A 25,806-nucleotide genomic window follows, 5' to 3' on the forward strand; every position below is an offset into this window, starting at 1 on the left:
TAGGCAGCTTTCCGACTCAGTTGCGGCGTGACCCACATCACATTACGGTCTGGCCGTTTCCCAACCGCCTCACTGTGCGCAATGGTGTCCGATGGGCGCCCACGCACCGGACGCATCGTCGGTGGTCTTTCGTCACTCCCGTCGGGAGGGTGAAGGGTCCACCGGACGGCGGCTCGGTGCGTCAACGGTGACCGGTACGCCGGTCGCGGGCGCTCGCGGCGCGCTCCGACCCGACGTGGTCGTGGGCATGCCGCGTCCCTGACCCCGACGAAGGGATCACTCGTGAGTCGGCTGTGGAGCCGGTTCGCCGCCCGTGGCGCCGCCGTCGCGTTGCTTGCCGTGGGCGTTGCCGGTGGCGTCTACCTGACCGAGGAGCGCCAGTCCGCGCGCCTGGATCCGGGTGCGCAGGTGGCCGGCACTGCCACCCAGATCAACGTGGACTACCGGCAGGAGCAGCAGGTCTCCCGCCAGGTACGGGCCGCTCGCCAGCAGGCCGCCGAGGCCAGGCAGCGGGCCCGGGTCGCCGCCGAGAAGGCCCGCAAGGCCGAGGAGGCGGCGCGTAAGAAGGCCGCCGAGGAGAAGGCGGCCAAGGAAGCCGCGGCTCGGGCCCTGAAGCCGTACGACGGCCCGATCCCGGAGTCGTGCTCGGAGTACGGCGGAAACCGGAAGACCGGCTGTGCGCTGATGATCGACGCCGGTTTCGACATCGACCAGTTCCCCTGTCTGGACAAGCTCTGGACCAAGGAGAGTGGCTGGAACCCGCGGGCCCACAACAACTCCTCCGGGGCGCACGGCATCCCGCAGGCCCGGCCGGGCAACAAGATGGCCACGGTCGGTTCGGACTGGGAGACCAACCCCGTCACGCAGATCAAGTGGGGGCTCGGCTACATCAAGGGTCGGTACGGCACCCCCTGCAAGGCCTGGACCCACTCGCAGAACACCGGGTGGTACTGAGCTGACCGCGACGGCGGCGAGGAACGGTTCGACACGTCCTCGCCGCCGTCGCGTCACGTCCGGCCGGGTGCCTCCGGCGGGGCGAAGAGTGGCGGCTTCCGGCGTTTGCTGATAGCTGTTGACAGGTGACCCTGCACCCCGCGAACGGCGACCCGCACCGGTTCGGCACCGAGGCCTTCTACGCGTCCATCGGTCGAGCGTTCGTCGCCATGTGCGCGGTGGTGCCGGTGTTGTTCGTGATCGAGGGCCTCGACCAGTGGCTGGGCGCCGGCTTCGACGCCGCCGCCGGCATCATTCCGCAGCGCATCGAGGGCCTGGACGGGGTCTTCTTCTCCCCGTTCCTGCACCACGGCTTCGACCACCTCTACAGCAACAGCATCCCGCTGATCCTGCTCGGCACCTTCGTACTGGCCGCGGGTGCTCGGCGGTTCCTCTGGTCCACCCTGGTGATCGTGCTGGTGAGCGGCCTGGGCGTCTGGTTCACCGGCTCGCCCAACACCATCGTGGTGGGGGCGAGCGGGGTCATCTTCGGCTACCTCGGCATCCTGTTGACCCGGGGCATCTTCGAGCGGAGCTGGTGGAACTTCGCGGTCTTCCTGCTGGTCGGCCTCCTCTACGGCGGTCAGCTGGTCGGTGTGCTACCCACCGACGAACGGATCTCCTGGCAGGGGCACCTGTTCGGGCTGCTCGGCGGGATCGTGGCGGCGATCATCTTCCGGCGTCGCCGGCCCGACCTCGACGATCCGTACCGTTCCGAGTCGCCGATGACCATGCCCTGACCCGGCGCCCGGTGAGCCCGCCGTTCAGCCGCGGGGGCCACCCCGCCGGCGGTGCCCGGTCAACGTGCCCAGCCGGCCGCCCAGCGCGGCGACCGCGACAGCGGCGATGGTCAGCAGGGCACCGAGATAGGTGGTCGCGTGCGGATGCGACGCGGCGGTCGGGAACAGCACGTCCAGCAGCACCGCTCCGACGATTTGGCCGGCGATGGTGGCCAGGCCCAGCAGCAGCACGCCGGTCAGGCGGACCACCGCCGCGGCCACCGCGATGAACACCACGCCAACCGGTCCGCCCAGGTAGAGCCATGGTTCGGCGGGCAGGCCGCCGGGCGGCCGGCCGCGCAGTACGACGCTCACCGCGAACGCGGCCAGCAGCAGGAGAGTCCCGACGGCGAAGTTGACCCCGGTGGCGGTCAACGTGCTGTCCGTGATCACCCGTACCCAACCGTTCACCGCCTGCTGCCAGGCCACCGCGATGCCCGCCAGCAGCGGCAACACGGCCAGGCCGAGCGCGGCCGGGTCGCTGAGCCGGTCGCCGACGGCCAGCAGGACCGCTGCCACGGTCAACACCGCACCGGTCAGCCGGGCAGCGGTCACCGGCTGACGACCGCCCGGGCCGATGCCCGCCCGGTCGACGGCCAGGCTGCTGCCCGACTGGCCGGCGACCACCGCCACGGTGAAGACGGCCACACCCAGGGTTCCTACGGTGGCACCCTGGGTGAACACCAGGAATGCTCCGCACGCCCCGCCGAGGCACTGCCAGGGCCGCAGGGCGCCGGTACGTAGGGCGTGGCGTAGGGCAGCCAGGCCGCGCCGCCCACTGCGGCTGGCGGGCACCAGCACCGCCAGCACCAGCAGCCCCAGCCCGAACGAGATGACCGCCGCGGTGAGCCCGTCGCCGAGGCGGCCACCCAGTTCACCGTTGATGCGGGACTGGACGGCGACCGCGACACCGCCGACCACCGCCAGGCCCACCGCGCCGGTCCGGCGCCCGGCCGAGATCGGACGGGACATCGTCCCGGTTGTGCTCACGCTCCAGCCATGCGGTGTGGCCCGCTGCTCACGCCTGCTCGGCCAGCGGGCGGCCGTCGAAGTCGACGGCCGAGTAGAGCGCGAGCTTCTCCAGCCGGTGGTACGAGTCGATCACCCGGATCGTGCCGCTCTTCGAGCGCATGACGATCGACTGGGTGTACGCCCCACCGGACCGGTACCGGACACCGCGCAGCAGGTCGCCGGAGGTGATGCCGGTGGCCACGAAGAAGCAGTTGTCGCCGGTGACCAGGTCGTCGGTGGTCAGCACCCGATCCAGGTCGTGCCCGGCGGCCAGGGCCTTCTCCCGTTCGGCATCGTCGCGGGGCCACAGCTTGGCCTGCATCATCCCGCCCATGCACTTGAGCGCGCAGGCGGCGGTGATCCCCTCCGGCGTACCGCCGATGCCCATCAGCACGTCGACGTCCGACTCGCCGCGCGCCGCCGCGATGGCACCGGCGATGTCGCCGTCGGAGATGAACCGGATGCCCGCCCCGACACGCCTGATGTCGTCGACCAACCCGTCGTGCCGGGACCGGTCCAGCACGCAGACCGTCACCTCGTCGACACCGGTGCCCTTGACCTTGGCGATCCGGCGCAGGTTGTCGGCCACTCCGGCGTTGATGTCGACCACGTCCGCGTACGCCGGGCCGACCGCGAGCTTCTCCATGTAGAAGACGGCGCTCGGGTCGAACATCGCGCCCCGCTCGGCGACCGCGAGGACCGCCAGAGCGTTCGGCATCCCCTTGCTCATCAACGTGGTGCCGTCGATCGGGTCGACCGCGACGTCCACCTGGGGGCCGCTGCCGTCGCCGACCTCTTCACCATTGAAGAGCATCGGCGCGTTGTCCTTCTCACCCTCGCCGATCACCACGACGCCGCGCATCGGGATCGAGTTGATCAGCTTGCGCATCGCGTCGACGGCGGCGCCGTCGCCGCCCTCCTTGTCGCCCCGGCCGACCCACCGGCCGGCGGCCATCGCCGCCGCCTCGGTGACCCGGACCAGGTCGAGGGCAAGGTTGCGGTCGAGATCCTGTGGGGTTCGCGTCCTGGTGGTCGTCATTGAACGGCTCCTCCTCGCGGCGGTGCGGGGTTGACCGGGCCGGTGCTGCTGCCGGCTTTGTTCCTGATCCTCACACGATGGCGGACGCGGAACCGGAGCGGGGCGGTGATGGGCCGGATACCGCCGGTCGGGCGGCTGCGAGAATGGCCGGGTGGAACCCGCACAGCCTGCCGACCGCGTACCCGCAGACCAGCCGGAGCCGGCGCCACCCGGCGCGGCGGAGGCGGCGCCCGCCGCGGCGGACCCGGCGCCTGCCGGAACTGCTCCGCCCGAGGAGGCCAAGGCTGCGCCCGCCGCCACCCGGTCGCCGCGGGACATGGCGATCTCGCTGCTGGTACTGCTGATCCCGGTTGCCCTGTTGCTCGCCTTCTACCGGGGCTTCCTCGGCGGAGACCAGCCGACCTCGGTCGACCCGACGCCGGCCTTCGACCAGGCCCGGTCGGCCGCGGCGTTCCCGGTCAGCGAACCGACCGGGCTAAGCGACGGCTGGCGGGCCGTACGGGCCAACTACCGCAGCAGCCCCGACGGGGCCACCCTGCGAGTGGGATATGTCACCCCGGAGGGCCGCGGTCTCCAGCTGGTGCAGAGCAACGTGCCGCCGGAACGACTGCTGCCCGCCGAACTCACCGACCAGGGGCGGCCGCAGGGCCAAGCCGACCTCGGCGCCGGCACCTGGCAGCGGTACACCGCCCGGGGCAACGAGCAGGCCCTGGTGCTGCTCCAGCCGGACCGTACGGTCATCGTGGTCGGCGACGCCCGGGACAACGAGCTGCGGGAGATCGCCACCGCCGTCGACTGAAGATATAACTGCCCCCCGGCTGTCGGTGCCATCCGTTACGCTCCCCGGGTTCGTGCCCGCCCGACCTGTTCGGGCGGGTTATCCCTGCTCGAAAAGAGATCCTCTGTGAATGTTCGACGCTGGAGTGTGAGCGTCATCGCCGCCGCGTTGCTGGTTCCCGGCGTGGCCGCCTGCAACTCCGAGAGCACCGACTCGCCGAGTGCGGGTTCGTCCTCCCGGGAGGTGCCGAAGGATCCGAAGGAGGCGCTGGTCGCCTCCACGAAGGGCCTTGCCGACGGCAACTACACCTTCACCATCGCCTCCGAGTCGTTCAACGGCAGCGGTGGCGTCCACAAGCCCAGCAACAGCGCCCAGATGGCCATGAAGATGGGCGACGAGTCGTTCACCATGGACTTCGAGCTGATCCAGATCGAGTCCGACACCTGGGTGAAGGTCGACCTGGGTGACCTCTTCGCCGGGATCCCCGGCATGGAGGGGATGAAGGACAAGTACCAGCACCTCGACGCGGCCAAGGCCGGCGGCGCCCGCAGCCTCGACATGCTCAAGGAGGGCACCGACCCGGCCGACGCCGCGGCGATGTTCCAGGGCCTGTCCGAGGTGCAGGAGACCGGCCCGGGCACGTACAGCGGCAAGGTCGACATCACCGCGGCGAAGGACTCGGTCGCCGCCGACGAGGACGTCCTCAAGGCCCTGGGCGACCAGGCCAAGGCGGTCCCGTTCACCGCGAAGCTGGACAGCGAGGGTCGGCTGACCGAGCTGGTCATCTCGGTGCCGGCCGCCGGTGAGGCCAAGGCGCAGGAGATCAAGGTCAGCTACGCCGACTACGGCGCCGCCACCGCCGCCCAGAAGCCCCCGGCGGACCAGGTCGTCGAGGCGAGCGCGCAGACCTACGAGATGTTCAAGTAGGTCGTCGTACGCGAACGGGGGTGGTCTCGGACCGCCCCCGTTTCGCGTACCCGGGTGGAGCGGTCACCCGACCGGGGGAGGGGTGATTGCCGGCCGGGCCGGCAGGGAACAGAGGAAGGCAGCCTTCCGGCGCGAGATGCGTCGGGCGACCCTGCTGGGAGAGACCGATGAACGTTCGACGACTGAGCGCCGGCCTCATGGCCGCCGCGTTGCTCACGCCCGGAGTCGCCGCCTGTGCCACCACCGGTGACGGTACGGCCGGGCCCACCACCACGCCGTCGGCCACCGCCGAGCCGACCGGCGCCGCCACCGATGGCGACGCCAAGCAGGCACTGCTGGACTCGACGCGCGAGATCAGCAACGGCAACTTCCGGTTCCGGATGTCCGGCGTCGGATCGACCGCCGAGGGGCAGGTGCACCAGCCGAGCCAGAGCGCCCAGATGCGGGTGAGCATCGGCGAGCCGACCGACGACCTCGCGATGAGCCTGGACCTGATCCACGCCAAGCCGGACAGCTGGGTCAAGCTGGAACTCAACGGCGCGGCCGCGTCCAGCGTTCCGGGTCGGGAACGACTCAACCTCGGCAAGTACCAGCACCTCGACCAGAACCGGATCCAGGGCAACCGTGACCTCGGCTTCGACTTCGACCAGGTCGACCCGGCCGGCAGCCAGGTGCTCACCCAGGCCATCACCGAGGTACGCCGGACCGGCGACGGCGCGTACGCCGGCACCATCGACGTGTCCAAGGCCGCCGAGGCGGGCTCGCTCGACCAGAATCTGATCACCGCGCTCGGTACCCAGGCCGACTCGGTGCCGTTCACCGCGACGACCGACGCGCAGGGGCGGCTCACCGAGCTGGTGTTGCGGCTCCCCGGCACGGGTCAGGCGGCAGCCCAGGAGATCCGGGTGACGTACAGCGACTACGGCAACGCGACCGCCGCCCAGCAGCCCCCGGCCGACCAGGTCGTCGAGGCCCCGCCGGAGCTGTACAACCTGTTCGACTGAGCTGTCGCGGAACGCGGCGGGGCGGGGTTGTCGCGGAACGTGACGGGGCGGGGTTGTCGCCGAAGGTGACGGGGCGGGTTGTCGCGGAACGCGGCGGGGCGGGTTGTCGCGGAACGCGGCGGGGCGGATCAGCCCCGCCGCGGTCAGCCGGCCTGGTCCTGCCGGGCGGCGTCGATGCGGGCCCGCGCCCCGTCGAGCCGGCGCTGGCAGATCACTGCCAGTGCCTCGCCCCGCTCCCAGAGCGCGAGCGACTCCTCCAGCGCCGTGCCGCCGGCCTCCAGCCGTTCCACCACCGACGCGAGTTCGGCGCGGGCCTGTTCGTAGCTGAGTCGCTCGTCGGACCCGCTCGTCTGCTCGTCAGTCATCGCACTCATCTCAGCACAACCGCCCGACACCTCCCCGCATCACCCACCGGCCGGTACCAACGGGCCGTCGGCGCTCACGGAGTGTCGCTGGTCACCGGAGCGTCGCTGGTCACCGGAGCGCCGGTGTTCGCCGGGGCGGCACTGCGCACCGTGGCGGCGAGTTCGCCGTCGGCGAGGCGTACCCGCAGCGGGTCACCAGGGTCGACCTCGCCGGCCGCCCGGACGACGTGGCCGTCGGCGCGCTGGACGATGGCGTATCCGCGGTCGAGGGTGGCGGCGGGGGAGAGCGCGCGCAGCCGGGCCAGGGTGTGCCGCAGGTCGTCGTCGGCGGCGGCCAGCCGATGAGTCAGACAGCGATCGGCGCGCTGGCGCAGGGCGGCCAGGTCGGCGGCCCGCTGTTCGACCATCACCTGCGGCCGGGCCAGCACCGGCCGGGAGCGTAGCGCGTCGATGCGGTGACTCTCCCGGTCGACGAGGTTGTGCACCGCCCGGTGCAGCCGATGCCGGGCCTGGTTGATCAGGCGTACCTCTTCGGTCAGGTCGGGTACGACCCGCTTGGCCGCGTCGGTGGGCGTCGAGGCGCGTACGTCGGCGACGTAGTCCACCAGGGGTGCGTCCGTCTCGTGGCCGATCGCGCTGACCACCGGCGTACGACAGGCGAAGACGGCCCGGCAGAGCGCCTCGTCGGAGAAGGGGAGCAGGTCCTCGATGCCGCCGCCACCGCGAGCCAGGATGATCACGTCGATGCTCGGGTCGGCGTCCAGCACCTTGAGCGCGTCCAGGATCTGTGGGACGGCGCCGGGGCCCTGGACGGCGACGTTCACCGTCCGGAACTCCACCGCCGGCCAGCGTCGCCGGGCGTTGGTGAGTACGTCCCGTTCGGCGGCGCTGGCCCGGCCGGTGATCAGGCCGATCCGCTGTGGCAGGAACGGTGGCCGGCGCTTGCGGGCCCGATCGAACAACCCTTCGGCGGCGAGCAGCTTCTTCAGTTTCTCCAACCGGGCCAGCAGCTCGCCCAGGCCGACCTGGCGGACTTCGTCGGCGCGCAGGCTGAGGGTGCCCCGGGCGGCGTAGAACTCCGGCTTGGCGTGCACCACGATCCGGGCGCCCTCGCGCAGCTCGGGGGCGCCGGAGTCGAGCACGTCGCGGTTGGTGGTGACGGTGAGGCTCAGCTCGGCCGACGGATCACGCAGGGTCAGGAAGACGGTGCTGGCGCCGGGCCGGCGGCTGATCTGCGCGACCTGCCCGTCGACCCACACCCACCCGAGCCGGGCGACCCAGGCACCGATCTTCTGACTGACCACCCGCACCGGCCACGGCTCATCGGAGCTGCTGGCCCCCGCTCCCGAGCCGGCCCCCGCCCCACCCTGACCACCCACCCCCACACCCTAAACCCACCCCGCCGACCCACCTCGTTGATCATGAGGTTCGCGGCAGTTGCGGAGATCGGGAACGCCGTCAACTTCATGATCAACAGAGGTGGGGAGGGGGTCCGCGTAGGATGAGGGGGTGACTGAGGCTGAGACCGGCAAGCGCGTGCTCCTGGCCAAGCCCCGTGGTTACTGCGCGGGTGTCGACCGGGCGGTGCAGACCGTCGAGGAAGCACTCAAGCTCTACGGTGCCCCGATCTACGTCCGCAAGCAGATCGTGCACAACAAGCACGTGGTGCGGACGCTGGAAGCCAAGGGCGCGATCTTCGTGGAGGAGAACGAGGAGGTTCCCGAGGGGGCCACTGTGATCTTCTCCGCGCACGGGGTGGCGCCCGAGGTCTACGAGCAGGCGAAGGAGCGGTCGCTGAAGGCGATCGACGCGACCTGCCCGCTGGTGACCAAGGTGCACCAGGAGGCGAAGCGGTTCGCCGCCGAGGACTACGACATCCTGCTCATCGGCCACGAGGGCCACGAGGAGGTCATCGGCACCGCGGGCGAGGCACCGGAGCACATCCAGCTGGTGGACGGTCCGGAGGACGCCGACCGGATCACCGTCCGGGATCCGAACAAGGTCGTCTGGCTGTCGCAGACCACGCTGTCGGTGGACGAGACGATGGAGACGGTGGCCCGGCTCAAGAAGCGGCTGCCGATGCTCCAGTCGCCGCCCAGCGACGACATCTGCTACGCGACCAGCAACCGGCAGCACGTGGTCAAGGAGATCGCGGCCGACTGCGACGTGGTGCTGGTGGTCGGCTCGCGGAACTCCTCCAACTCGGTACGCCTGGTCGAGGTGGCCCTGGACGCCGGGGCGCGCGCCGGGCACCTGGTCGACTTCGCTCACGAGATCGACGACGCCTGGCTGGCCGGGGCGCGGACGGTGGGCCTCACCTCGGGGGCGAGCGTTCCCGAGGAACTGGTCGCGGAGGTGTTGACCCACCTCGCCGACCGGGGCTTCACCGAGGTGGAAGAGGTGGTGACCGCCAACGAGCGGCTCACCTTCTCACTGCCCCAGGAACTCAAGCGCGACATGAAGGCCGCCGCGGCCGCCCGGGGCTGAGCGGTCGGGGGCGGCGCATGGGCACGGTCCGCCGATCCGGGCCGAAGCGCGGCCGGTGGCCGACACACGCCAAGCACGGCGGGCAGCCCGGTCGGGTTGCCCGGATGATGGAACGATCGACCCGCCAACTGCGTCAGAACTGGGTATGAGGACCATTCGGATCGCCGCCGTCGCGCTGATCGCCTGCACGGCGCTTGTCGCCTGTGCCGGTCAGGACGCGGGGGGCGGCCCCGCCACCCCGACGGGAGCGCCCTCCGTGACCGAGCTGCCGACCCCCGATCCGACCGGCCCCGTCCCCTCGCCGTCGGAGCCGGTGGACCCGACCGGCCGGCTCAACCCGCCCGGCGAGCGTCCGGGTGGCGTACCGAAACCGACCGGGACCAGCGAGCTGACCCTGACCGGCCGGATCGAGGCCGGCGTCGAACCGGGCTGCCTGCTGCTCGACGGCTATCTGCTGCTCGGCGGCCCCCGCGACGTGCTGACCGCGGGTGCCACGGTCACGGTGACCGGACGGCCCGCACCGGGCATGCTCACCACCTGCCAGCAGGGCACTCCCTTCCAGGTGTCCACCGCCAAACGCGCCTGACACCAGCTCCGCCGAAGTGGCCCCGCCTTGCTGCTGCTGTCGGCGTACGCTCTGACCCGGTTGCCGGCTCCGCGTTGGGCCGTGCCGCTCGCGCGGACCGTGCTGGTCGTCGACGCGATCCGGACGATGCCCCCCGAGGCGGTCGCCGGGCCGTACCCGCAGTTCCGCCGGGCAGCCAGGGGGCGACCCGTGCTCGTCGCCGTGATGCTGGTGGCCGGGTCGGTGATCGGGTACGCGATCGTGCGGGTCGTCGGTGTGTCGGATGCGGTACAGGCCGGAGCCGCCGTAGTGCCGCTCCTCGCTGTCGCCCTCGGTGCGATCGTCCTGGCCGCCCTGTTGATCGGGCGGGGGCGTGGGCTCGCCACCGTCGGGGCGGCGCTGACGGCGACCGTCGAGGCGGCGGCCTACCTGCTGCTCGTTGCCGGGCTCTGCGAGGCTCGGCCGCGACCGGCCGACGCGACTGGCAGCGGCTGGCGTTCGTGGACGGACGGGAGCCCGCCTCCGGAGGTCCGGAGACGGGCTCCCTGTGATGCGGTGGTGGTGCGTCAGTTCACCGCGCCGATGGTGACCGCGCCGCGGCCGACGACCGCGCCTTCGCTGGTCACCACGGCCAGCTCGCCGGAGAGCGTCCGGCCCGCGGGCGGGGCGGACTGGGCGGTCACCGTACCCGAGAGGGTGCCGGTGGCGCCGTGCGCCAGGGTGGCGCTGCTGCCCGACGCCGCGAGGGTGCCGAGCGCCGGGGAGGAGTACGAGTCCCGGTAGTCGTACGCGGTGCTACCACCGGCACCGTCCACCGAGTACGCGTCCACCACGACCGTGTAGGTGCCGGCCGGCGGGTTGTTGATGGTGACGAACTCCTCCGAGTCGCCGTCGGCGTTGTACGCCACCAGGGCGCCGCCCCGGTAGACGAACAGGTCGAGGTCGGCGCTGGCGTTGGAGACGTTGCCGATGCGGGCGGTGAAGCTGGTGGCGCCCGCCGGCACCTGGACGACGAACTCCTGCTGGGCCAGCTCGACGATGGTCGGCCGCTCGACGTGCACGCTGGACAGCGCGCCGCCCTGGCCGGTCACCGTGACCGGGCCGAAGGTGTTCTTCAGCGACCAGGTCACCGGGGTCGGTGCGCCGGCGGTGACCGACGGCAGTTCGACCACGGCCGGCTCGACCGCGACACCCTGCACCCGTGCCTGGAGCTGGAACGGGTTGTTCAGCGACGGCGAGGTGCGGCGCGACTCCACCTCGATCTCCCAGACACCCGGGAGCGGGTTGGCGTAGTCACGCTCGAACGCGTTGCAGACGACCGTGCTGACGTGGTTGGTGAAGCAGGCCAGGCTGGAGGTGCTCTCCACCGGTACGCCGTACGGGTTGATGGCGATGAACCGGGTCTGCGACGCGGTGGCGATGCCGGAGAGGTTCACCTGCAGCGCACCGGCACCCGGCGGCACCGTCACGAAGTACGACGTGGTGTTGTTGCGGTCCACCGTGCCCTGCGCCGAGTAGGCGAAGTTGGGCTTGGTGACGTCGTTCGAGACCACCACCACGGCGGCGAACTCGAAGTCGATCGTGTTGGTGGCCGGGTCGTCGACGGTGACGATGGTGCTGTGCGCGCCGACGGTCTTGGGCTTGGCGGTGACCGTGATGGTGACCGTCTGGTTCAACGGCAGGGTGACGTTCTTCGGCGCCGAGAAGGTGCCGTTGTTGCCACGCAGGCCGACCTTGTGCTTGATGTTGCCGGCCGGGCCGCTGGTCCGGGTCAGCTTGACCTGGTACGACTTCGACTGGTTGGCCTTGTGGCCACCGTTGGCGGTCTCGCAGCGGTTGTAGACGCCGGTACCCCGGTGCGGGGTGGCCAGTTGGCCGGAGAGCGGCGTGCAGACCGGCGCGTCGGCGGTGTACGAGCGGGTCTGGACGCCCTTGCGGAGCAGCTTCCAGGCGCCCGGCACGTCGAACATGCCGTAGCCCTGCGCGTACGTGGCGGTGTCGGCGATCGGCTTGGCGGAGGTGTAGATGGCCCGGCGCAGCGCCTCCGGCGTGACCCCCAGGTGGTTCGCCTTGGCGGCCGAGAGCAGCAGCGCGGCGGCACCGGCGGCCTGCGGGGAGGCCATCGACGTACCGTTGAACATGCTGTAGCCCGGCGGCAGCGCGTAGCCGGCCTCGGCGACCGGGCTGCCGGCCTGCCAGACCGGGGTGGTGGAGATGGCCGAACCCGGCGCGGCGATGTTCGGCTTGGCGCCGCCGTCCTCACGCGGACCGCGCGAGGAGAAGTTGAACAGGGCGTTCTTCTTCTTGACCACCGAGCCGTAGTTGGCCAGCCAGGTGTCCTTGCTGATGCTGGCGGCCACGCTGACCACGTTGCTCGACGCCGACGGGTCGCCGATGGTGTTCACACCCGGGCCGGAGTTGCCGGCCGAGATGAACATCTGCACCCCGTACGTGGTGATCAGGTTGTTGTAGAGGGTGGCGCGGGCGTTGTTGCCGTCGTTGAGCGCCGGCAGGCCGCCGATCGACATGTTGATGACGTCGACCCCGCGGTTGATCACCAGGTCGGCCATGCCGGTGGTGAGCGCGGCGTAGGTGCAGCCGCCGCCCCAGGAGCAGGCCCGCGAGGAGACGATCTTGGCGCCGGGGGCGGCACCGTTGAACGCGCTGTTGCCCAGCATGCTGTTGGCGGCGGTGATGCCGGCCACGTGCGTGCCGTGCGCGCTCTCGATGATGCCGATGTTGACGTAGTCGACCAGGCCCGGGCCGCCGACCGGCGTGGTGTCGACGTTCTTGCGGTACTCGACGACGAACGACATCCGCTCCTTGACCGGAGTCGCCGGGTTGTCGGTGCCGAAGTAGCCGACGTCGAACTTCTCCTTGTACGGCCGCATCAGGGCCTCGTCGGTGAAGTCGCCGTCCTGGTCGGTGTCGACCCAGATGTTGTTGGTGACCGGGTCGAAGAGGATGCCGAACTGGTCGGTCCGGTCGCCGTCGCGGTTGACGTCACCGGCCGGCTCGCTGTTGTTCGTGACCGCTTCGCTGAACAGGTTGAACCGGTAGGTGCCCGCCGGTGCGGTCCAGGTGCGGCCGGCGATGGTGAACGTCGGCCCGGTCACCTGGTTGGTCATCGGGCGCCAGGTGGCGTCCTCGAACGGGTCGGTGGCGGTGACCCAGTCGACGATCTTCCGCTCGCCGGTGGTGGTCGTCTGGAGCGCCGGGTGCTCCAGGTCCACACCGGAGTCCATGACGCCGATGGTGACGCCGCGGCCGTCCCACTTCTTGTTGTCCTTGACGAACTTGACCGCACCGATCTCGCCCGTCGGCATGTAGGGGTTGTCGGCCGGCGTCTTGGCACCCGGGCCGCTCAGCGTGCTGCCCTGCTTCTCGGCCTTCTTGCCGCCCTGGACGGCCTCCGGCTTCGGGTCGGGCAGCTGGATCTTCTCGTCCAGGTCGACGGCGGCCACGCCGGGCAGGGTGGCGGCCGTGAGCGCCTTGCCGGTCGGCACCTTGGCCAGCACGTAGCCGATGGTGTCGTAGCGTTCGGTGACCGCGGCGCCCAGGTCCTTGAGGTCGTCGGCGACGTCCTTCGCCTTGCCCTTCTCGGTGGCGACGATCATCGTGACGGTGGGGGCCTTCTTCGCCTCCGCCTCGGCGAGCAGCTTGGCGTCGTGTTCGCCCAGCGCCTCGGCGGGGGTCACCTGCGCCGGGTCGGAGCCGGCAGGAGCGGCGCTCGCGGTGGCGGTACCGCCGACCACGGTCACGGCGCCGGCCGCCATGACCGAGGCGAAGAGCGCGGCGGAGGTTCGCCGGCTCAGGATTCGGGGTTTACTCACGTTCTCTTTCCTCCAGAGAACTCAGGCGCCCTCAGATGCAGGGCACGCGTGAGGCGAATCCTTCGTGGTGCCGACCATCGATGTCACTACCGGCAGGTACGTTGTGACCATCTCGTGATACGTGAGACGCGCAATGTCACATCGACGGTGGTAAAGACCCGATTAGGTCGACCGACTTCGACCATCCGAAAGGGAATCGTCGGCCAGTAGTTCGGGTGCCTGAGGTTGCCGGGGGGCCAACTCGACCTGTGCCGGCGCGGCCAACTCCTGATCGGACACTCCCAGTTCGGCGAGCCGACGCGCGCTGACCAGCACCCGTGCCTCCAGCGATCCCACCGCCCGGTTGTACGCCGTCACCGCGCCGCCGAGCGAGGTGCCGAGCTTGCCGACGTGATCACCGAGGGTGGACAACCGGCCGTACAGTTCCCGGGCCAGCGAGTGCACCGCGACCGCGTTGCGGGCCAACTGCTCCTGCCGCCACGACCAGGCCACCGTACGCAGCAGCGCGACCAGGGTGGCCGGGGTGGCCAGCACCACGTTGCGGGCGAAGGCGTACTCCAACAGGGTGGGATCGCGTTGCAGGGCCACGTCGAGGAACGGGTCGGCCGGCACGAACAGCACCACGAACTCCGGCGTCGACTCGAACGCCGTCCAGTACGACTTGGCGGCCAGCGCGTCCACGTGTCCGCGCAGGTGCTTGGCGTGCAGGTCGAGGTGGGTGTCCCGGCCGCGCTCGTCGCGCGCCTCCATCGCGGTCAGGTACGCGTCGAACGGCGCCTTCGCGTCCACCACCACACTCCGGCCGCCGTGCAGCCGGACCACCAGGTCGGGGCGGACCGTCTGGTGGTCGGTGGCGGCGGTGACCTGCTCGGAGAAGTCGCAGTGCTCCAACATGCCGGCGGCCTCGACGATCCGCCGCAACTGGTGCTCACCCCACCGGCCACGGACCTGCGGCGCGCGCAACGCCGCCACCAACTGCTTGGTCTCGGTACGCAGCTCGCCGGAGACGCTGCTCATCGCCCTGACCTGCTCGCGCAGCTCGGCGTACGCGTCGACCCGGTCACGTTCCAGCTCGGCCACCCGCTGCTCGTAGCGGCGCAGCGTGTCGTGCAGGGGGGCCACCGCCCGGGCGACCGCCTCCTGGGACTGGGCCGTCGCCTCGTAGCTCAACGCCCGCATCGACTGCTCCAGCCGCCCTTCGCCCTCGCGGGTGGCGCGCAGGGTGGCGTCCAACCGGGCGATCTCGGTGGCCGCGCGGGAGCGGGCGGCGAACCAGCCCACCGCCCCACCGGCACCGAGACAGACGACGACAACCGCCAAGGTCGTGAACTCCACGCCACGAGCTTGCCAAACAACGGCGAGCCACGCCCGCGACGGGTGCTCGGGGTGTGGCGCCGGATGTTCCGACGCACCCGGGCAGGTGGGTACGTGGCGTCGGGTGGGTACGTTTGGAGTCGTGGAACTTCTGCTGTGCGTACTCGTGATGGCCGTGCTCGTCGTCGGCCTGGTCTGGTGGCAGCGGCAACGTGCGGCGCGTGACCTCGCCGACGTGCAGGCCGACGCCCGTCGCTGGTACGAGCGCCTCGGCGGCCAGGTGATGAACCTCAGCGGCGACGACCCGGCGGTACGCCAGGCGTTGGCCGACGCCGCCGAGCGCTACCACGCCGCCGGCTCGCAGCTGGAGCAGGCGCGGACCGCAACCCAGTACCGGCTGGCCCGGGAGACCGCGGTGGAAGGGCTCACCTACATCCGGGCGGCCCGGACGGCGCTCGGCATCGACCCGGGGCCGGACCTGCCACCGTTGGCCACCGCCAGTGGCGCCGGGCAGTTGACCGTGCCCCGGCAGGTCGACGTGCAGGGCCAGACCTTCCGGGCCGGTCCGCAGCCGGGCCGGGACACGCCGTACTACTACCCGGGCGGGCGGATGCAGGGCCGGCCGGTACCGGCCGGCTGGTACTCGACCCCGTGGTGGAAGACGGCGCTGGGCGCCGGTGCCGGCGTGATCGGCGGCATGCTGATCGCCGACGCGCTCTTCTCGCCCTCGTTCGGCGACCCCGGCTACGACGCCGACGCCGCCGCGGGCATGGGAGACCTGGGCGACGCCGGTGCCGGCTTCGACGGCGGCGACGCCGGTGGCGACTTCGGTGGTGGCGACTTCGGCGGCGGCGACTTCGGTGGTGGTGACTTCGGCGGCGGCGACTTCTGAGCCCGGGGCCGCCGGCAGCCCGGCAGTCGAGGAGGGCCCCGCTACCGCCCGGAGGCGGTAGCGGGGCCCGTTCCTTGCCGGTCGTTCAGCCGGTGTTGCGCATGCCCGCGGCGATGCCGTTGACGGTGGTGAGCAGCGCCCGCTCCAGCGCCGTACCGTCGCTGGGGGCGCGCCGCCCGCCCGGTGCGGTCACCACCGCCCGACCGGCGGCACCCGAGTCGCGGTACTGGCGCAGCAGCGCCACCTGCAGGTGGTGCAGCGGCTCCAGGTAGGTGTCGCGGACCGCCAGGGTGCGCTGCAACACCGGGGAGTTCTCCAGCAGATCCGGCGAGTCGGTGATCGCCAGCACCTCGCGCCGGGTCAGCTCGTACTCCTCCTCGATCTTCGTGAAGATCGGGTGCAGCTTCTTCGGGACCAGGGTCTCCACGTACCGGCGGGCGATGCCCAGGTCGGTCTTGGTCAGCATCATCTCCACGTTCGACAGGAACGTGCGGAAGAAGTGCCAGTTGCGGTGCATCTCGGTCAGCACGTCGGCCAGCCCGGCCTCCCGGGCGGCGGCCAGACCCGAACCGACCCCGAACCAACCGGGCACGATCTGCCGGGTCTGCGTCCAGCCGAAGACCCACGGGATGGCCCGCAGCCCGGACAGGCCGGCACCGGTGTTCGGCCGCTTCGCCGGCCGGGAGCCGATGTTCAGCGCGCCGAGCAGCTCGGTCGGCGTGGACGCCCAGAAGTACTCCGGCAGGTCCGGATCCTCCACCAGCGACCGGTACCGCCGGTACGCCGACTCGGAGACCTGGTCCATCGTCGCGTCCCAGCGCTCCAGCATCTCGGCCGGCTGCCGGGGCGCGGTGTGCAGCAGGGTCGCCTGGAGCACGGCGGCCACGGTCAGCTCCAGGTTCTCCCGGGCCAACGCGGGCAGCGTGTACTTGTCGGAGATGACCTCACCCTGCTCGGTCACCTTGATCGCCCCGTCCAGCGTGCCGTACGGCTGGGCCAGGATCGCGTCGTGGGTGGGGCCACCACCGCGGCCCACCGTGCCGCCCCGACCGTGGAACAGCCGCAGGTGCACCCCGTGCCGGGCGGCCACGTCCCGCAGCGCCCGCTGCGCCCGGTGGATCGACCACTGGCTGGTGGTGATGCCGGCCTCCTTGTTGGAGTCGGAGTAGCCCAGCATCACCTCCTGCACGTCGCCCCGGGCCGCCACCAGCGCCCGGTACGCGGGCAGCGACAGCAGTTCGTCGAGCAGCTCACCACCGGAGTTCAACTCGGCCGGGGTCTCCAGCAGCGGCACGAAACCGATCCGGGCCCGCCCGCTGTGCACGTCGACCAGCCCGGCCTCGCGGGCCAACAGCACCGCGGCGAGTACGTCGTCCACGCCGAGGGTCATCGAGATGATGTACGACTCGATCACCTCGCTGCCGAACCGGTCCTGCGCCTCCCGGATGGTGCCGAAGACGTCGAACGTCTTGCGGGCCGACTCGGTCAGCGGGGTGTCCGCGGTGGACAGCGGACGGCGCCCGGTCAGCTCGTCGGCGAGCAGCTTGGTGCGCTCCAACCGGGTCAGCGACGGGTAGTCGGAGACCTCGCCGACCGCCGTGTACAGCTGGGTGAGCACCTCGTGGTGCTTCTCGGCGTGCTCCCGGACGTCCATGGTCGCCAGGTGCAGGCCGAACGCGGAGACGGTCCGGATCGTCGAGGCGAGCCGGCCGACGGCGGTGAGCTGGCCGGAGTTGCGGGCCAGCGAGGCGCGCAGCAGTTCCAGGTCGGCGATCAGCTCGGCCGAGCCCCGGTAGTCCCGCCCCGGCACGTGCGGCGTGCCCTGGCGCAGCCGGGCCCGGGTGTTGGCCAGCTTGGCGCGTACGCAGCGGGCCTTGAGCCGGTACGGCTCCTCGGCGTTGACCCGGCGGAACCGGGGTGCCACCTCGGGCAGCGCGTCCAGGTCGGCGGCGAGGCTGGCGGAGAGGTCCAGCGACACGCCGCGCAGCCGGCGGGACACCGACACCTCGTTGATCAGCTCTTCCATCGCCGTCTCGGTGGCCGAGAGCCCGTGCTCGTGCTGGATCGCCAGCACCTCGCGGGTCACCGTCGGGGTGACGAACGGGTTGCCGTCGCGGTCACCGCCGATCCAGGTGCCGAAGGTCAGCGGGCGCGCCGTCGGCGAGGTCTCCACGCCGAGCGTACGCAGCGTCTCGGCGAGGTCGTCGAGCACCTGCGGGGCGGCCTCGGCGTACAGGTCGCGCAGGTAGTAGATCGCGTTGCGGGCCTCGTCGGTCGGGTCCGGTCGGTCCAGCCGCAGCTCGTCGGTCTGCCACATCAGGTCGAGCAACTCGGCCAGTCGCCGGTTCGCCGGGCCCTCGTCGCTGGCGCCGTAGAGGATCGCGTTGGCCGTCTCGGCGTCCAGCTCGTCGGCGATGGCGCGCAACTTGGACAGGATCGACCGGCGGGCGGCCTCGGTCGGGTGGGCGGTGAAGACCGGGCGCACCGCCAGCCGGCGGGCCACCGCGGCGATCTCCTCCGCCGGCACCCCGCGCTCGGAGATCATCTTGGCCGCCTGATCGAGCCAGCCGCCGTGCACCGCCCGACGGCGGCGCAGGTCGCGGGCCCGGTGCACCTGCTCGGTGATGTTGGCCAGGTGGAAGTAGGTGGAGAAGGCGCGGGCCAGCTTGGTGCCGGTGGTCACATCGAGCCCGCCGAGCCGGCGGGCGGCGGCCGGCGCGTCGGTACGGACCTGGGCGCGGATCTCCTCGACCAGGTCGAGCAGGGGGCGCCCCTCCTGGCGGGCCAGGGTCTGCCCGAGCAGGGTGCCCAGCCGGCGGATGTCGGCGCGTAGAGCGGCGTCGGGGCCGTCGTGATCGTGCTGGTCGGTCACCATGCGCTCCTCACGTTAGTACGAAGGACAGCGCTGTCCGACTGCCCCCGATCGTATCCGCGAAGGGCCGCTGGGCAGGAGGGGCCCCTTGTTGTCGCCTTTTGTGTGGGAGGCGCCCCTGGCTAACGCGGTGGCCGTGGAGAACCGGACATCAGCGCTGGTCGGGTGTGCGATGGCGGCCCGCGGGGGCGGTGTCGCGACGGCCCCGGACCAGGGCTGCGGTGATCAATCCCACGATTCCGGCGGCCACCCAGATCGCCAGCCCGACTCCCGGCCACCGGGCCGCCCGGCCGTCGAAGTAGACCGCCGACTTGATCAGGTCGGTGGCGAGCCCCGGCACGTTCCAGCGGTGCATGCCGCGCAGCACCGAGGGCAGGAACTCCGGCGCGTAGACGCCACCGGAACCCGGGTTGCCGAGCACCACCAGCAGCAGGATCACCAGACCGGTGCCGAACAGCCCGAGCCAACCCTGTACCGCCGCGGCCACCATGGCGGCGGCGAACGCGGCCAGGGCGCCCACGGCGGCGATCGTCGGGACGTGGTCCGGCCACACCCCCAACACCGGACCGACGAGTACCGCACCGACGATCCCGAGCAGCACGGCGTGTACCGCGAGCGCGGCGATCCGCAGCCCGGCCCCGCGCAGCCCACGGGGCGCGGTACCCAGCGAGACACCGAGCACGGTCGAGGCCAGGTAGCCGCCGAGCACGAACCCGATGGCGAGGTAGAACGGCACCAGGCCGCGTGGGTCGTCGGGCGAGACCGGCACCCGGTCGGTCACCTGCACCGGCACCTCGGCCTGCTGACCGGCCGTGGTGACCACCTGCCGGACCACCTCGGTGGCGGCGGGGGCGGAGGCGCTGGCCAGGGTGAGCGCCAGCGCGCCGTCGCCTGCGGAGGTGAGCGTCGCGTACACGTCGCGCCCGTCAAGCGCGGCCTCGGCTGCGGCGGGATCGGCGTACGTGATGGCTTTGACGCTGGTGGTGCGCTGCCGGATCGCGACGAGCAGCGCCTGGGCGGGCTGGTCGCCCCGGACCACGCCGACCGGGATGTCCCGAGGCGTCGGTGCGTGCAGCGCACCGACGTACGCGGCGATGAAGGCCGACGCCAGGATCAGCGTCCCGACCAGCAACGCGACGGTACGCGGCAGCCACTCGCGCACCGCGCTCTCCTCGCCCACCCCGCCAGCCTAGAAGCGAATGAACCCCATTTGTGGCTTTTATCGGCGGGAAAACCGCTAGTGGTGATCGGTAACGTCACGACATGACGTCGTTGATCTACCCACCGAAACCCCGGCCCGGCGACCGGGTCGCGGTGGTGTCACCCTCCGCCGGCCTGCCAGCCCTCTTCCCCCACGTGTACGAATTGGGACTGCGCCGGCTGCGCGAGGAGTACGGCCTCGAACCGGTGGAGTACCCGACCACCCGGATCATGGGTGCCGACCCGCGCGACCGGGCCCGGGACCTGACCGCCGCCTTCGCCGACCCCACGATCACCGCCGTGCTGGCCACCGTCGGCGGCGACGACCTGATCACCGTCACCCCGCACCTGGACGACGCGGTGCTGCGGGCCAACCCGAAGCCCTACTTCGGCTACTCCGACAACACCAACCTGCTCAACCACCTGCACCGGCTGGGCATCGTCAGCTACCACGGCGGCTCAGTGCTGGTGCACCTCGGCCGCCCCGGCAAACTGCACCCGCTGACCGCCGACTCGCTGCGCGCGGCGCTGTTCACCGCCGGCTGGTACGACCTGACCCCGGCGCCGAAGTGGGGCGACGAGCCGAACGACTGGAACGACCCCGGCTGCCTGGCCGACGAACCGGTGATGTTTCCCAGCGAGGGCTGGCGCTGGCAGGGCCCGGCGACGGTGGTGGAGGGCCGTATCTGGGGCGGCAACCTGGAGGTGCTGCACTGGCTGCTCGCCGCCGACCGGGTCGGCGCTGCCGCGTCGTTGGCCGGCTCGGTCTTCCTGCTGGAGACCTCCGAGGAATTGCCGCCCGCCATCGAGGTCTACCGGATACTCCGCAACCTCGGCGAACGCGGCCTGCTCGCCACCTTCCCCGCCGCGCTGGTCGGCCGAGCCAAGGCGTGGGAGTTCGCTCGCCGCCTCACCCCAACCGAAAAGCAGGCGTACGCCGAACAGCAGCGCGCCGCCATCACCCGCGCCTTCGCCGAGTACGCCCCCCACGCCGTGCTGGTCTTCGACGTCGACCTCGGCCACACCGACCCGCAGTTGATCGTCCCCTACGGCGGCGAAGTCCGTATCGACGCGATCAACGAACGAATCTCGGTCCGCTACTGACCCGGCTCTTCGGGCGGGCCCCCGTCTCTTCGGGCGGGCCCCGATGCGAGGGGCCCGGCTAGGCATGATCACGCTCGTTCCATGAACGCAACGTTGTTGCGTTTGGGCCGGGCGCGGGCGCGAACGTCAAGTGCCTGAGCAGCGGTGGTGAGCAGGTCGGCGGCAGTGTCGGTGAGCGATCCCAGGTCGGCCCCGGACCAAGATCTCAGAAGGTCGCCACGAGCCGGGGCAATGGCGGGGTGGCGTGATTTCACAGAGAAATTTTTATTTCTGACTGAAATCACGACCGTGCCACACAATGCCCCCGCAGCGGGACGGCCGCAGACCACACCAAGTCGGCGATGACCGTCCGGCGCGAGCCCCACCGGCTGCGGCGCGGGTGCCTGTGGCTAATCGGCGTGCTGGTGTGGGCGGTTCTGCTTGATCCACGCCTCAACTGCGTCGCGGTCCCAGATCCGCATCCGGCCGTTGCCGACCACGTCAATCGGATCAGGAAAGCCTGGCCTGCGGACGATCTCGGTGGCGCGCGTGCGTGACACCCCGCCGAGCATCTCGGCCACGTCAGCCAGCGCGGCAAGTCTCACGTCGCGACCGTAGGCAGGTCAGGGGTTGTCACTTAGCCACTTGCCTACTTGGCGGTGATGAAGTGGCCACTCGTTCCGTGAACGAGCGTGATCATGCCGGGCTCCGAGTGCCGGACTCCACGGCGCGTGGCTACCGGAGCGGACGGGGCGGATCGTCGGGCCGGGGAGATAGTGTCGGAAGGTGGAACCCCCCCCGTCCGGATGGACGAGGGGTGATCGTCGTGCCGTCGCCATCGTCGTGCCCTGCCTCGGAAGTGATCATGACTGCGCTCACCGGATTGTTCGCCGCTGCTCTGGCCGACCCGGGCCTGGCCCGGGTCCGTGACCTGGCGCGCTCCGGTGCCGCCCAGGTCGACGGCCTCGACCTGACCGCCCCGCCGGCACTGCGCCCGTTCGCGGTCGCCGCCGTCGCGGCCGAGCCGGCCGAGGGCACCGCGGCCACAACGGGCGTCGAGGTGTCGGGTGCGGTTGGCGGCGGTGCGGGGCGGCCGGTGCTGGCGGTGACCGCCACCAGCCGGGAGGCCGAGGACCTGGTCGCCGCGCTGGGCAGTCTGCTGCCGGCGGAGCAGGTGGCGATCTTCCCAAGTTGGGAGACGCTGCCGCACGAGCGGCTGTCGCCACGCTCCGACACGGTCGGCCGGCGGCTGGCGGTGCTGCGCCGACTCGCCCACCCGGACGCCACCGACGCGCAGGGGAGCACCGGGCCACTGCGGGTGGTTGTCGCGCCGGTCCGGTCGGTGTTGCAGCCGCAGCTCAAGGGGCTCGGCGACCTGGAACCGGTGCGGCTGGCCGCCGGGGAAGAGGCGGATCTGGAACAGGTCGCCCGCCGGCTGACCGACCTGGCGTACGCCCGGGTCGATCTGGTCACCAAGCGGGGCGAGTACGCCGTGCGCGGCGGCATCCTGGACATCTTCCCGCCCACCGACGAGCATCCGTCCCGGGTCGAGTTCTGGGGCGACGAGGTGGAGGAGATCCGTACCTTCGCCGTGGCCGACCAGCGCACCATCGAGCAGGTCGCCCAGCTCTGGGCGCCACCCTGCCGGGAACTGCTGCTCACCCCGGCCGTGCGGGAGCGGGCCGCCGTGCTGGCCGGGCAGCATCCGGAGCTGGCCGAGATCCTCGACAAGCTGGCCGGCGGCGTACCGGTCGAGGGGATGGAGTCGCTGGCCCCGGCGCTGATCGGCGGGGACTCGATGGAGCTGCTGCTGGACTGCATGCCGGCGGGCACCCACGTACTGCTCTGCGACCCGGAGCGGATCCGCACCCGCGCGCACGACCTGGTGCGTACCTCGGACGAGTTTTTGCAGGCCAGTTGGGCCGCGGCCGCCGTCGGTGGGCAGGCCCCGATCGACCTCGGCGCCGCCGCCTTCCGCACCCTGGCCGACGTACGCGCGCACGCCGCGACGCTGCGCCAGCCGTGGTGGACGCTGTCCCCGTTCGGTCTGGCGGAGCCGGCGGGTCCGGCCGCGACCCGGCAGCCGTGGGAGGACGAGCCGACGGCGGTCGACGTGACCCCCGACGACGCGATCGCGGTCAGCCTGGCCGCCCAGCCCGCCCCGCTCTACCACGGCGAGACCGCCCGAGTGGTCGACGACCTGAAGCGGTGGGCCGGGGAGGGTTGGTCGATCGCGCTGGTCTTCGAGGGGCACGGTCCCGCCCAGCGGGCGGTGGAGGTGCTCCGCGACGGCGGCCTCGGCGCGCGGCTGACCGAGCAGGTGCCGGCCGCGCCCGCGCCGGGCGAACTGCTGGTCACCTGCGGCAGCCTGACCGGTGGCTTCGTCGCCGAGGCGGCCCGGTTCGTGCTGCTCACCGGCAACGACGTGACCGGTGGTCGGGGTGTCTCGACCCGCGACATGCGCAAGATGCCGAGCCGGCGGCGCAACACCATCGACCCGTTGGAGCTGCGCGCCGGTGACCACGTGGTGCACGAGCAGCACGGCATCGGCCGGTACGTGGAGCTGGTGCAGCGTACGGTCAACGGCGCCTCCCGCGAGTACCTGGTGATCGAGTACGCCCCGAGCAAGCGCGGCCAGCCCGGCGACCGGCTCTTCGTCCCCACCGACCAGCTCGACCAGCTCAGCCGGTACGTCGGCGGCGAACAGCCGACGCTGCACAAGATGGGCGGCTCGGACTGGCAGAAGTCCAAGGCACGGGCGCGTAAGGCGGTCAAGGAGATCGCCGCCCAGCTGATCCAGCTCTACGCCGCGCGCAAGGCGTCCAAGGGCCACAACTTCGGGCCGGACACCCCGTGGCAGCGGGAGTTGGAGGACGCCTTCCCCTGGCAGGAGACGCCGGACCAGCTCGCCGCCATCGAAGAGGTCAAGCGGGACATGGAACAGAGCATCCCGATGGACCGGCTGATCTGTGGCGACGTCGGCTACGGCAAGACCGAGATCGCGGTACGGGCGGCGTTCAAGGCGGTGCAGGACGGCAAGCAGGTCGCGGTGCTGGTCCCGACCACCCTGCTGGTGCAGCAGCACTACAACACCTTCGCCGAGCGGATGAGCCAGTTCCCGGTGACGATCCGGCAGCTGTCCCGCTTCCAGACGCCCAAGGAGTCCGAGCAGGCCCTGGAGATGGTGGCCAACGGCACCGCCGACGTCGTCATCGGCACCCACCGGCTGCTGGCCTCGGCCACCCGGTTCAAGTCGCTGGGGCTGGTCATCGTCGACGAGGAGCAGCGCTTCGGCGTCGAGCACAAGGAGCATCTGAAGTCGATGCGGGCCGCGGTCGACGTGCTGAGCATGTCGGCCACCCCGATCCCGCGCACCCTGGAGATGGCGATCACCGGTATCCGGGAGATGTCCACCATCGCCACCCCGCCGGAGGAGCGGCACCCGGTGCTCACCGCCGTCGGGGCGTACGACGACCGGCAGGTGGCCGCCGCCATCCACCGCGAGCTGCTGCGCGACGGTCAGGTCTTCTACCTGCACAACCGGGTGGAGTCGATCGAGCGGGCGGCCCGGCGGCTGCGGGAGCTGGTGCCCGAGGCCCGGGTGGCGGTGGCGCACGGCCAACTGGGCGAGGACGCCCTGGAGAAGGTGATGGTCGGCTTCTGGGAGAAGGAGTTCGACGTGCTGGTCTGCACCACGATCGTGGAGTCCGGCATCGACATCCCGAACGCCAACACGCTGATCGTGGAGCGGGCCGACCTGCTCGGCCTGGCCCAGTTGCACCAGATCCGGGGCCGGGTCGGTCGGGGCCGGGAGCGGGCGTACGCGTACTTCCTGTACCCGCCGGACAAACCGCTCACCGAGCACGCGCACGAGCGGCTGGCCACCATCGCCCAGCACACCGAGCTGGGCGCCGGCATGTACGTGGCGATGAAGGACCTGGAGATCCGGGGCGCCGGCAACCTGCTCGGCGGCGAGCAGTCCGGGCACATCGAGGGCGTCGGGTTCGACCTGTACGTGCGGATGGTCGGCGAGGCGGTGTCGGCGTTCAAGGGCGAGCGTCCCGAGGAGGAGACCGACGTCAAGATCGATCTTCCGGTGGACGCGCACCTGCCGCACGACTACGTCGGCGTGGAACGGCTGCGCCTGGAGATGTACCGCAAGCTCGCCGAGGCGCGCGACGACGAGCGGCTGCGCGAGGTCGCGGCCGAGATGACCGACCGGTACGGCGAGCCGCCCGCCCCGGTGCAGAACCTGCTCGCGGTGGCCCGGTTCCGGCTGCTGGCCCGCCGCTACGGCCTGACCGACGTCAGCATGCAGGGCAAGCACATCCGGTTCGGCCCGCTGCCGCTGCCCGACTCCAAGCAGCTGCGCCTCAAGCGCTACCACCCCGACTCCGTCTACAAGTCCGCCCTCGACCAGGTAAGCGTCCCTAGGCCGACGACCCGCCGGATCGGCGGAGACCCCCTCCGCGACCAGCCCCTGCTCGACTGGTGCGCCCAACTTCTGGCCGACGTCCTCGGCGCCCCCGCCACCCCGACCCCCTCACCCCGTTGATCATGAACCTGTTGTCCCGACACGCCGACGTGGGCGGGTAACAACTTCATGATCAACGGAGGGGGTGGGCCGGGGTGGTCGGGTGCGGGACCGGTGGGGCATGAGAGAG

General features: G+C 71.4%; 19 protein-coding genes. 10 read left to right on the forward strand and 9 right to left on the reverse strand.

Annotated elements, in window-relative coordinates; genetic code table 11:
- The first annotated feature begins 282 nt into the window (after positions 1-282).
- Entirely contained in the window at positions 283-954 is a 672-nt protein-coding gene (locus tag D2L64_RS09185) for an aggregation-promoting factor C-terminal-like domain-containing protein (protein ID WP_119574341.1), read from the forward strand.
- 125 nt (positions 955-1,079) lie between these two features.
- Complete coding sequence (locus D2L64_RS09190; RefSeq protein WP_119574343.1) at positions 1,080-1,733, forward strand: rhomboid family intramembrane serine protease; 654 nt, start codon at positions 1,080-1,082, stop codon at positions 1,731-1,733.
- A 24-nt stretch (positions 1,734-1,757) separates the two neighbouring features.
- Here D2L64_RS09190 and D2L64_RS09195 read toward each other — a convergent pair whose 3' ends face one another.
- Both D2L64_RS09195 and glpX read right to left on the reverse strand, forming a co-directional pair.
- Positions 1,758-2,744 carry a DMT family transporter gene (locus D2L64_RS09195; protein WP_119574345.1) on the reverse strand — a complete coding sequence of 329 codons (987 nt, stop codon included), beginning with the start codon at positions 2,742-2,744 and terminating at the stop codon, positions 1,758-1,760.
- A gap of 46 nt (positions 2,745-2,790) precedes the next feature.
- Positions 2,791-3,822 carry a class II fructose-bisphosphatase gene (glpX, locus tag D2L64_RS09200; protein WP_119574347.1) on the reverse strand — a complete coding sequence of 344 codons (1,032 nt, stop codon included), beginning with the start codon at positions 3,820-3,822 and terminating at the stop codon, positions 2,791-2,793.
- Positions 3,823-3,973: 151 nt separating this feature from the next.
- Here glpX and D2L64_RS09205 point away from each other — a divergent pair, with 151 nt between their 5' ends.
- The 3 genes from D2L64_RS09205 (at position 3,974) to D2L64_RS09215 (ending at position 6,531) form a co-directional block, all read left to right on the forward strand.
- Complete coding sequence (locus D2L64_RS09205) at positions 3,974-4,621, forward strand: DUF4245 domain-containing protein (protein WP_119574349.1); 648 nt, start codon at positions 3,974-3,976, stop codon at positions 4,619-4,621.
- Between the two features lie 105 nt (positions 4,622-4,726).
- On the forward strand, positions 4,727-5,527 hold the full coding sequence (locus D2L64_RS09210; RefSeq protein WP_233558868.1) for a hypothetical protein: 801 nt from the start codon (positions 4,727-4,729) through the stop codon (positions 5,525-5,527).
- 167 nt (positions 5,528-5,694) lie between these two features.
- Positions 5,695-6,531: a hypothetical protein gene (locus tag D2L64_RS09215; protein WP_119574353.1), complete on the forward strand. Its 837-nt coding sequence runs from the start codon at positions 5,695-5,697 to the stop codon at positions 6,529-6,531.
- 143 nt (positions 6,532-6,674) lie between these two features.
- Here the strand turns inward: D2L64_RS09215 and D2L64_RS09220 are convergent, their stop codons facing one another.
- Both D2L64_RS09220 and xseA read right to left on the reverse strand, forming a co-directional pair.
- Positions 6,675-6,896 carry an exodeoxyribonuclease VII small subunit gene (locus tag D2L64_RS09220; protein WP_119574355.1) on the reverse strand — a complete coding sequence of 74 codons (222 nt, stop codon included), beginning with the start codon at positions 6,894-6,896 and terminating at the stop codon, positions 6,675-6,677.
- Positions 6,897-6,970: 74 nt separating this feature from the next.
- Positions 6,971-8,275, reverse strand: coding sequence for an exodeoxyribonuclease VII large subunit (gene xseA / locus D2L64_RS09225; RefSeq protein WP_233558869.1), 1,305 nt, complete (start codon positions 8,273-8,275; stop codon positions 6,971-6,973).
- Between the two features lie 130 nt (positions 8,276-8,405).
- Here xseA and D2L64_RS09230 point away from each other — a divergent pair, with 130 nt between their 5' ends.
- The gene (locus tag D2L64_RS09230) at positions 8,406-9,383 is read left to right on the forward strand and encodes a 4-hydroxy-3-methylbut-2-enyl diphosphate reductase (protein ID WP_119574357.1); all 978 of its coding nucleotides are present in this window, start codon (positions 8,406-8,408) and stop codon (positions 9,381-9,383) included.
- Positions 9,384-9,528: 145 nt separating this feature from the next.
- Positions 9,529-9,969, forward strand: coding sequence for a hypothetical protein (locus tag D2L64_RS09235; protein WP_119574359.1), 441 nt, complete (start codon positions 9,529-9,531; stop codon positions 9,967-9,969).
- 545 nt (positions 9,970-10,514) lie between these two features.
- Here D2L64_RS09235 and D2L64_RS09240 read toward each other — a convergent pair.
- Both D2L64_RS09240 and D2L64_RS09250 read right to left on the reverse strand, forming a co-directional pair.
- On the reverse strand, positions 10,515-13,781 hold the full coding sequence (locus D2L64_RS09240) for a S8 family serine peptidase (protein ID WP_119574361.1): 3,267 nt from the start codon (positions 13,779-13,781) through the stop codon (positions 10,515-10,517).
- Between the two features lie 162 nt (positions 13,782-13,943).
- Entirely contained in the window at positions 13,944-15,116 is a 1,173-nt protein-coding gene (locus D2L64_RS09250; protein WP_119574363.1) for a DNA recombination protein RmuC, read from the reverse strand.
- A 148-nt stretch (positions 15,117-15,264) separates the two neighbouring features.
- Between D2L64_RS09250 and D2L64_RS09255 the strand changes: the two genes are divergently transcribed.
- The gene (locus tag D2L64_RS09255) at positions 15,265-15,987 is read left to right on the forward strand and encodes a hypothetical protein (protein WP_407663067.1); all 723 of its coding nucleotides are present in this window, start codon (positions 15,265-15,267) and stop codon (positions 15,985-15,987) included.
- An 85-nt stretch (positions 15,988-16,072) separates the two neighbouring features.
- Here D2L64_RS09255 and ppc read toward each other — a convergent pair whose 3' ends face one another.
- Both ppc and D2L64_RS09265 read right to left on the reverse strand, forming a co-directional pair.
- The gene (gene ppc / locus D2L64_RS09260; RefSeq protein WP_119574453.1) at positions 16,073-18,859 is read right to left on the reverse strand and encodes a phosphoenolpyruvate carboxylase; all 2,787 of its coding nucleotides are present in this window, start codon (positions 18,857-18,859) and stop codon (positions 16,073-16,075) included.
- A gap of 151 nt (positions 18,860-19,010) precedes the next feature.
- Positions 19,011-20,039 (reverse strand): YhgE/Pip domain-containing protein, encoded by a 1,029-nt coding sequence (locus tag D2L64_RS09265; RefSeq protein WP_119574367.1) that lies wholly within the window; start codon positions 20,037-20,039, stop codon positions 19,011-19,013.
- Positions 20,040-20,122: 83 nt separating this feature from the next.
- Between D2L64_RS09265 and D2L64_RS09270 the strand changes: the two genes are divergently transcribed.
- The gene (locus D2L64_RS09270) at positions 20,123-21,163 is read left to right on the forward strand and encodes a S66 family peptidase (protein ID WP_119574369.1); all 1,041 of its coding nucleotides are present in this window, start codon (positions 20,123-20,125) and stop codon (positions 21,161-21,163) included.
- Positions 21,164-21,552: 389 nt separating this feature from the next.
- On the opposite strand, the gene D2L64_RS09275 is transcribed toward D2L64_RS09270, so the two are convergent.
- On the reverse strand, positions 21,553-21,747 hold the full coding sequence (locus D2L64_RS09275; RefSeq protein ID WP_119574371.1) for a helix-turn-helix transcriptional regulator: 195 nt from the start codon (positions 21,745-21,747) through the stop codon (positions 21,553-21,555).
- 260 nt (positions 21,748-22,007) lie between these two features.
- On the opposite strand from D2L64_RS09275, the gene mfd reads away from it, so the two are divergent.
- Positions 22,008-25,697, forward strand: a complete 3,690-nt coding sequence (mfd, locus tag D2L64_RS09280) for a transcription-repair coupling factor (RefSeq protein ID WP_119574455.1) — start codon at positions 22,008-22,010, stop codon at positions 25,695-25,697.
- Positions 25,698-25,806 lie beyond the last annotated feature (109 nt).

It is taken from the genome of Micromonospora radicis, assembly GCF_003583405.1.
GTDB classification, from domain to species: Bacteria; Actinomycetota; Actinomycetes; order Mycobacteriales; family Micromonosporaceae; genus Micromonospora; species Micromonospora radicis.

What these genes read in the sequence shown, in the direction of transcription:
- mfd (WP_119574455.1), top strand. Translation starts at nt 22,008, where the DNA reads ATGACTGCGCTCACCGGATTGTTCGCCGCTGCTCTGGCCGACCCGGGC.
- D2L64_RS09270 (WP_119574369.1), top strand. Translation starts at nt 20,123, where the DNA reads ATGACGTCGTTGATCTACCCACCGAAACCCCGGCCCGGCGACCGGGTC.
- D2L64_RS09235 (WP_119574359.1), top strand. Translation starts at nt 9,529, where the DNA reads ATGAGGACCATTCGGATCGCCGCCGTCGCGCTGATCGCCTGCACGGCG.
- D2L64_RS09195 (WP_119574345.1), bottom strand. Translation starts at nt 2,744, where the DNA reads ATGTCCCGTCCGATCTCGGCCGGGCGCCGGACCGGCGCGGTGGGCCTG.
- glpX (WP_119574347.1), bottom strand. Translation starts at nt 3,822, where the DNA reads ATGACGACCACCAGGACGCGAACCCCACAGGATCTCGACCGCAACCTT.
- D2L64_RS09255 (WP_407663067.1), top strand. Translation starts at nt 15,265, where the DNA reads ATGGCCGTGCTCGTCGTCGGCCTGGTCTGGTGGCAGCGGCAACGTGCG.
- D2L64_RS09220 (WP_119574355.1), bottom strand. Translation starts at nt 6,896, where the DNA reads ATGACTGACGAGCAGACGAGCGGGTCCGACGAGCGACTCAGCTACGAA.
- D2L64_RS09215 (WP_119574353.1), top strand. Translation starts at nt 5,695, where the DNA reads ATGAACGTTCGACGACTGAGCGCCGGCCTCATGGCCGCCGCGTTGCTC.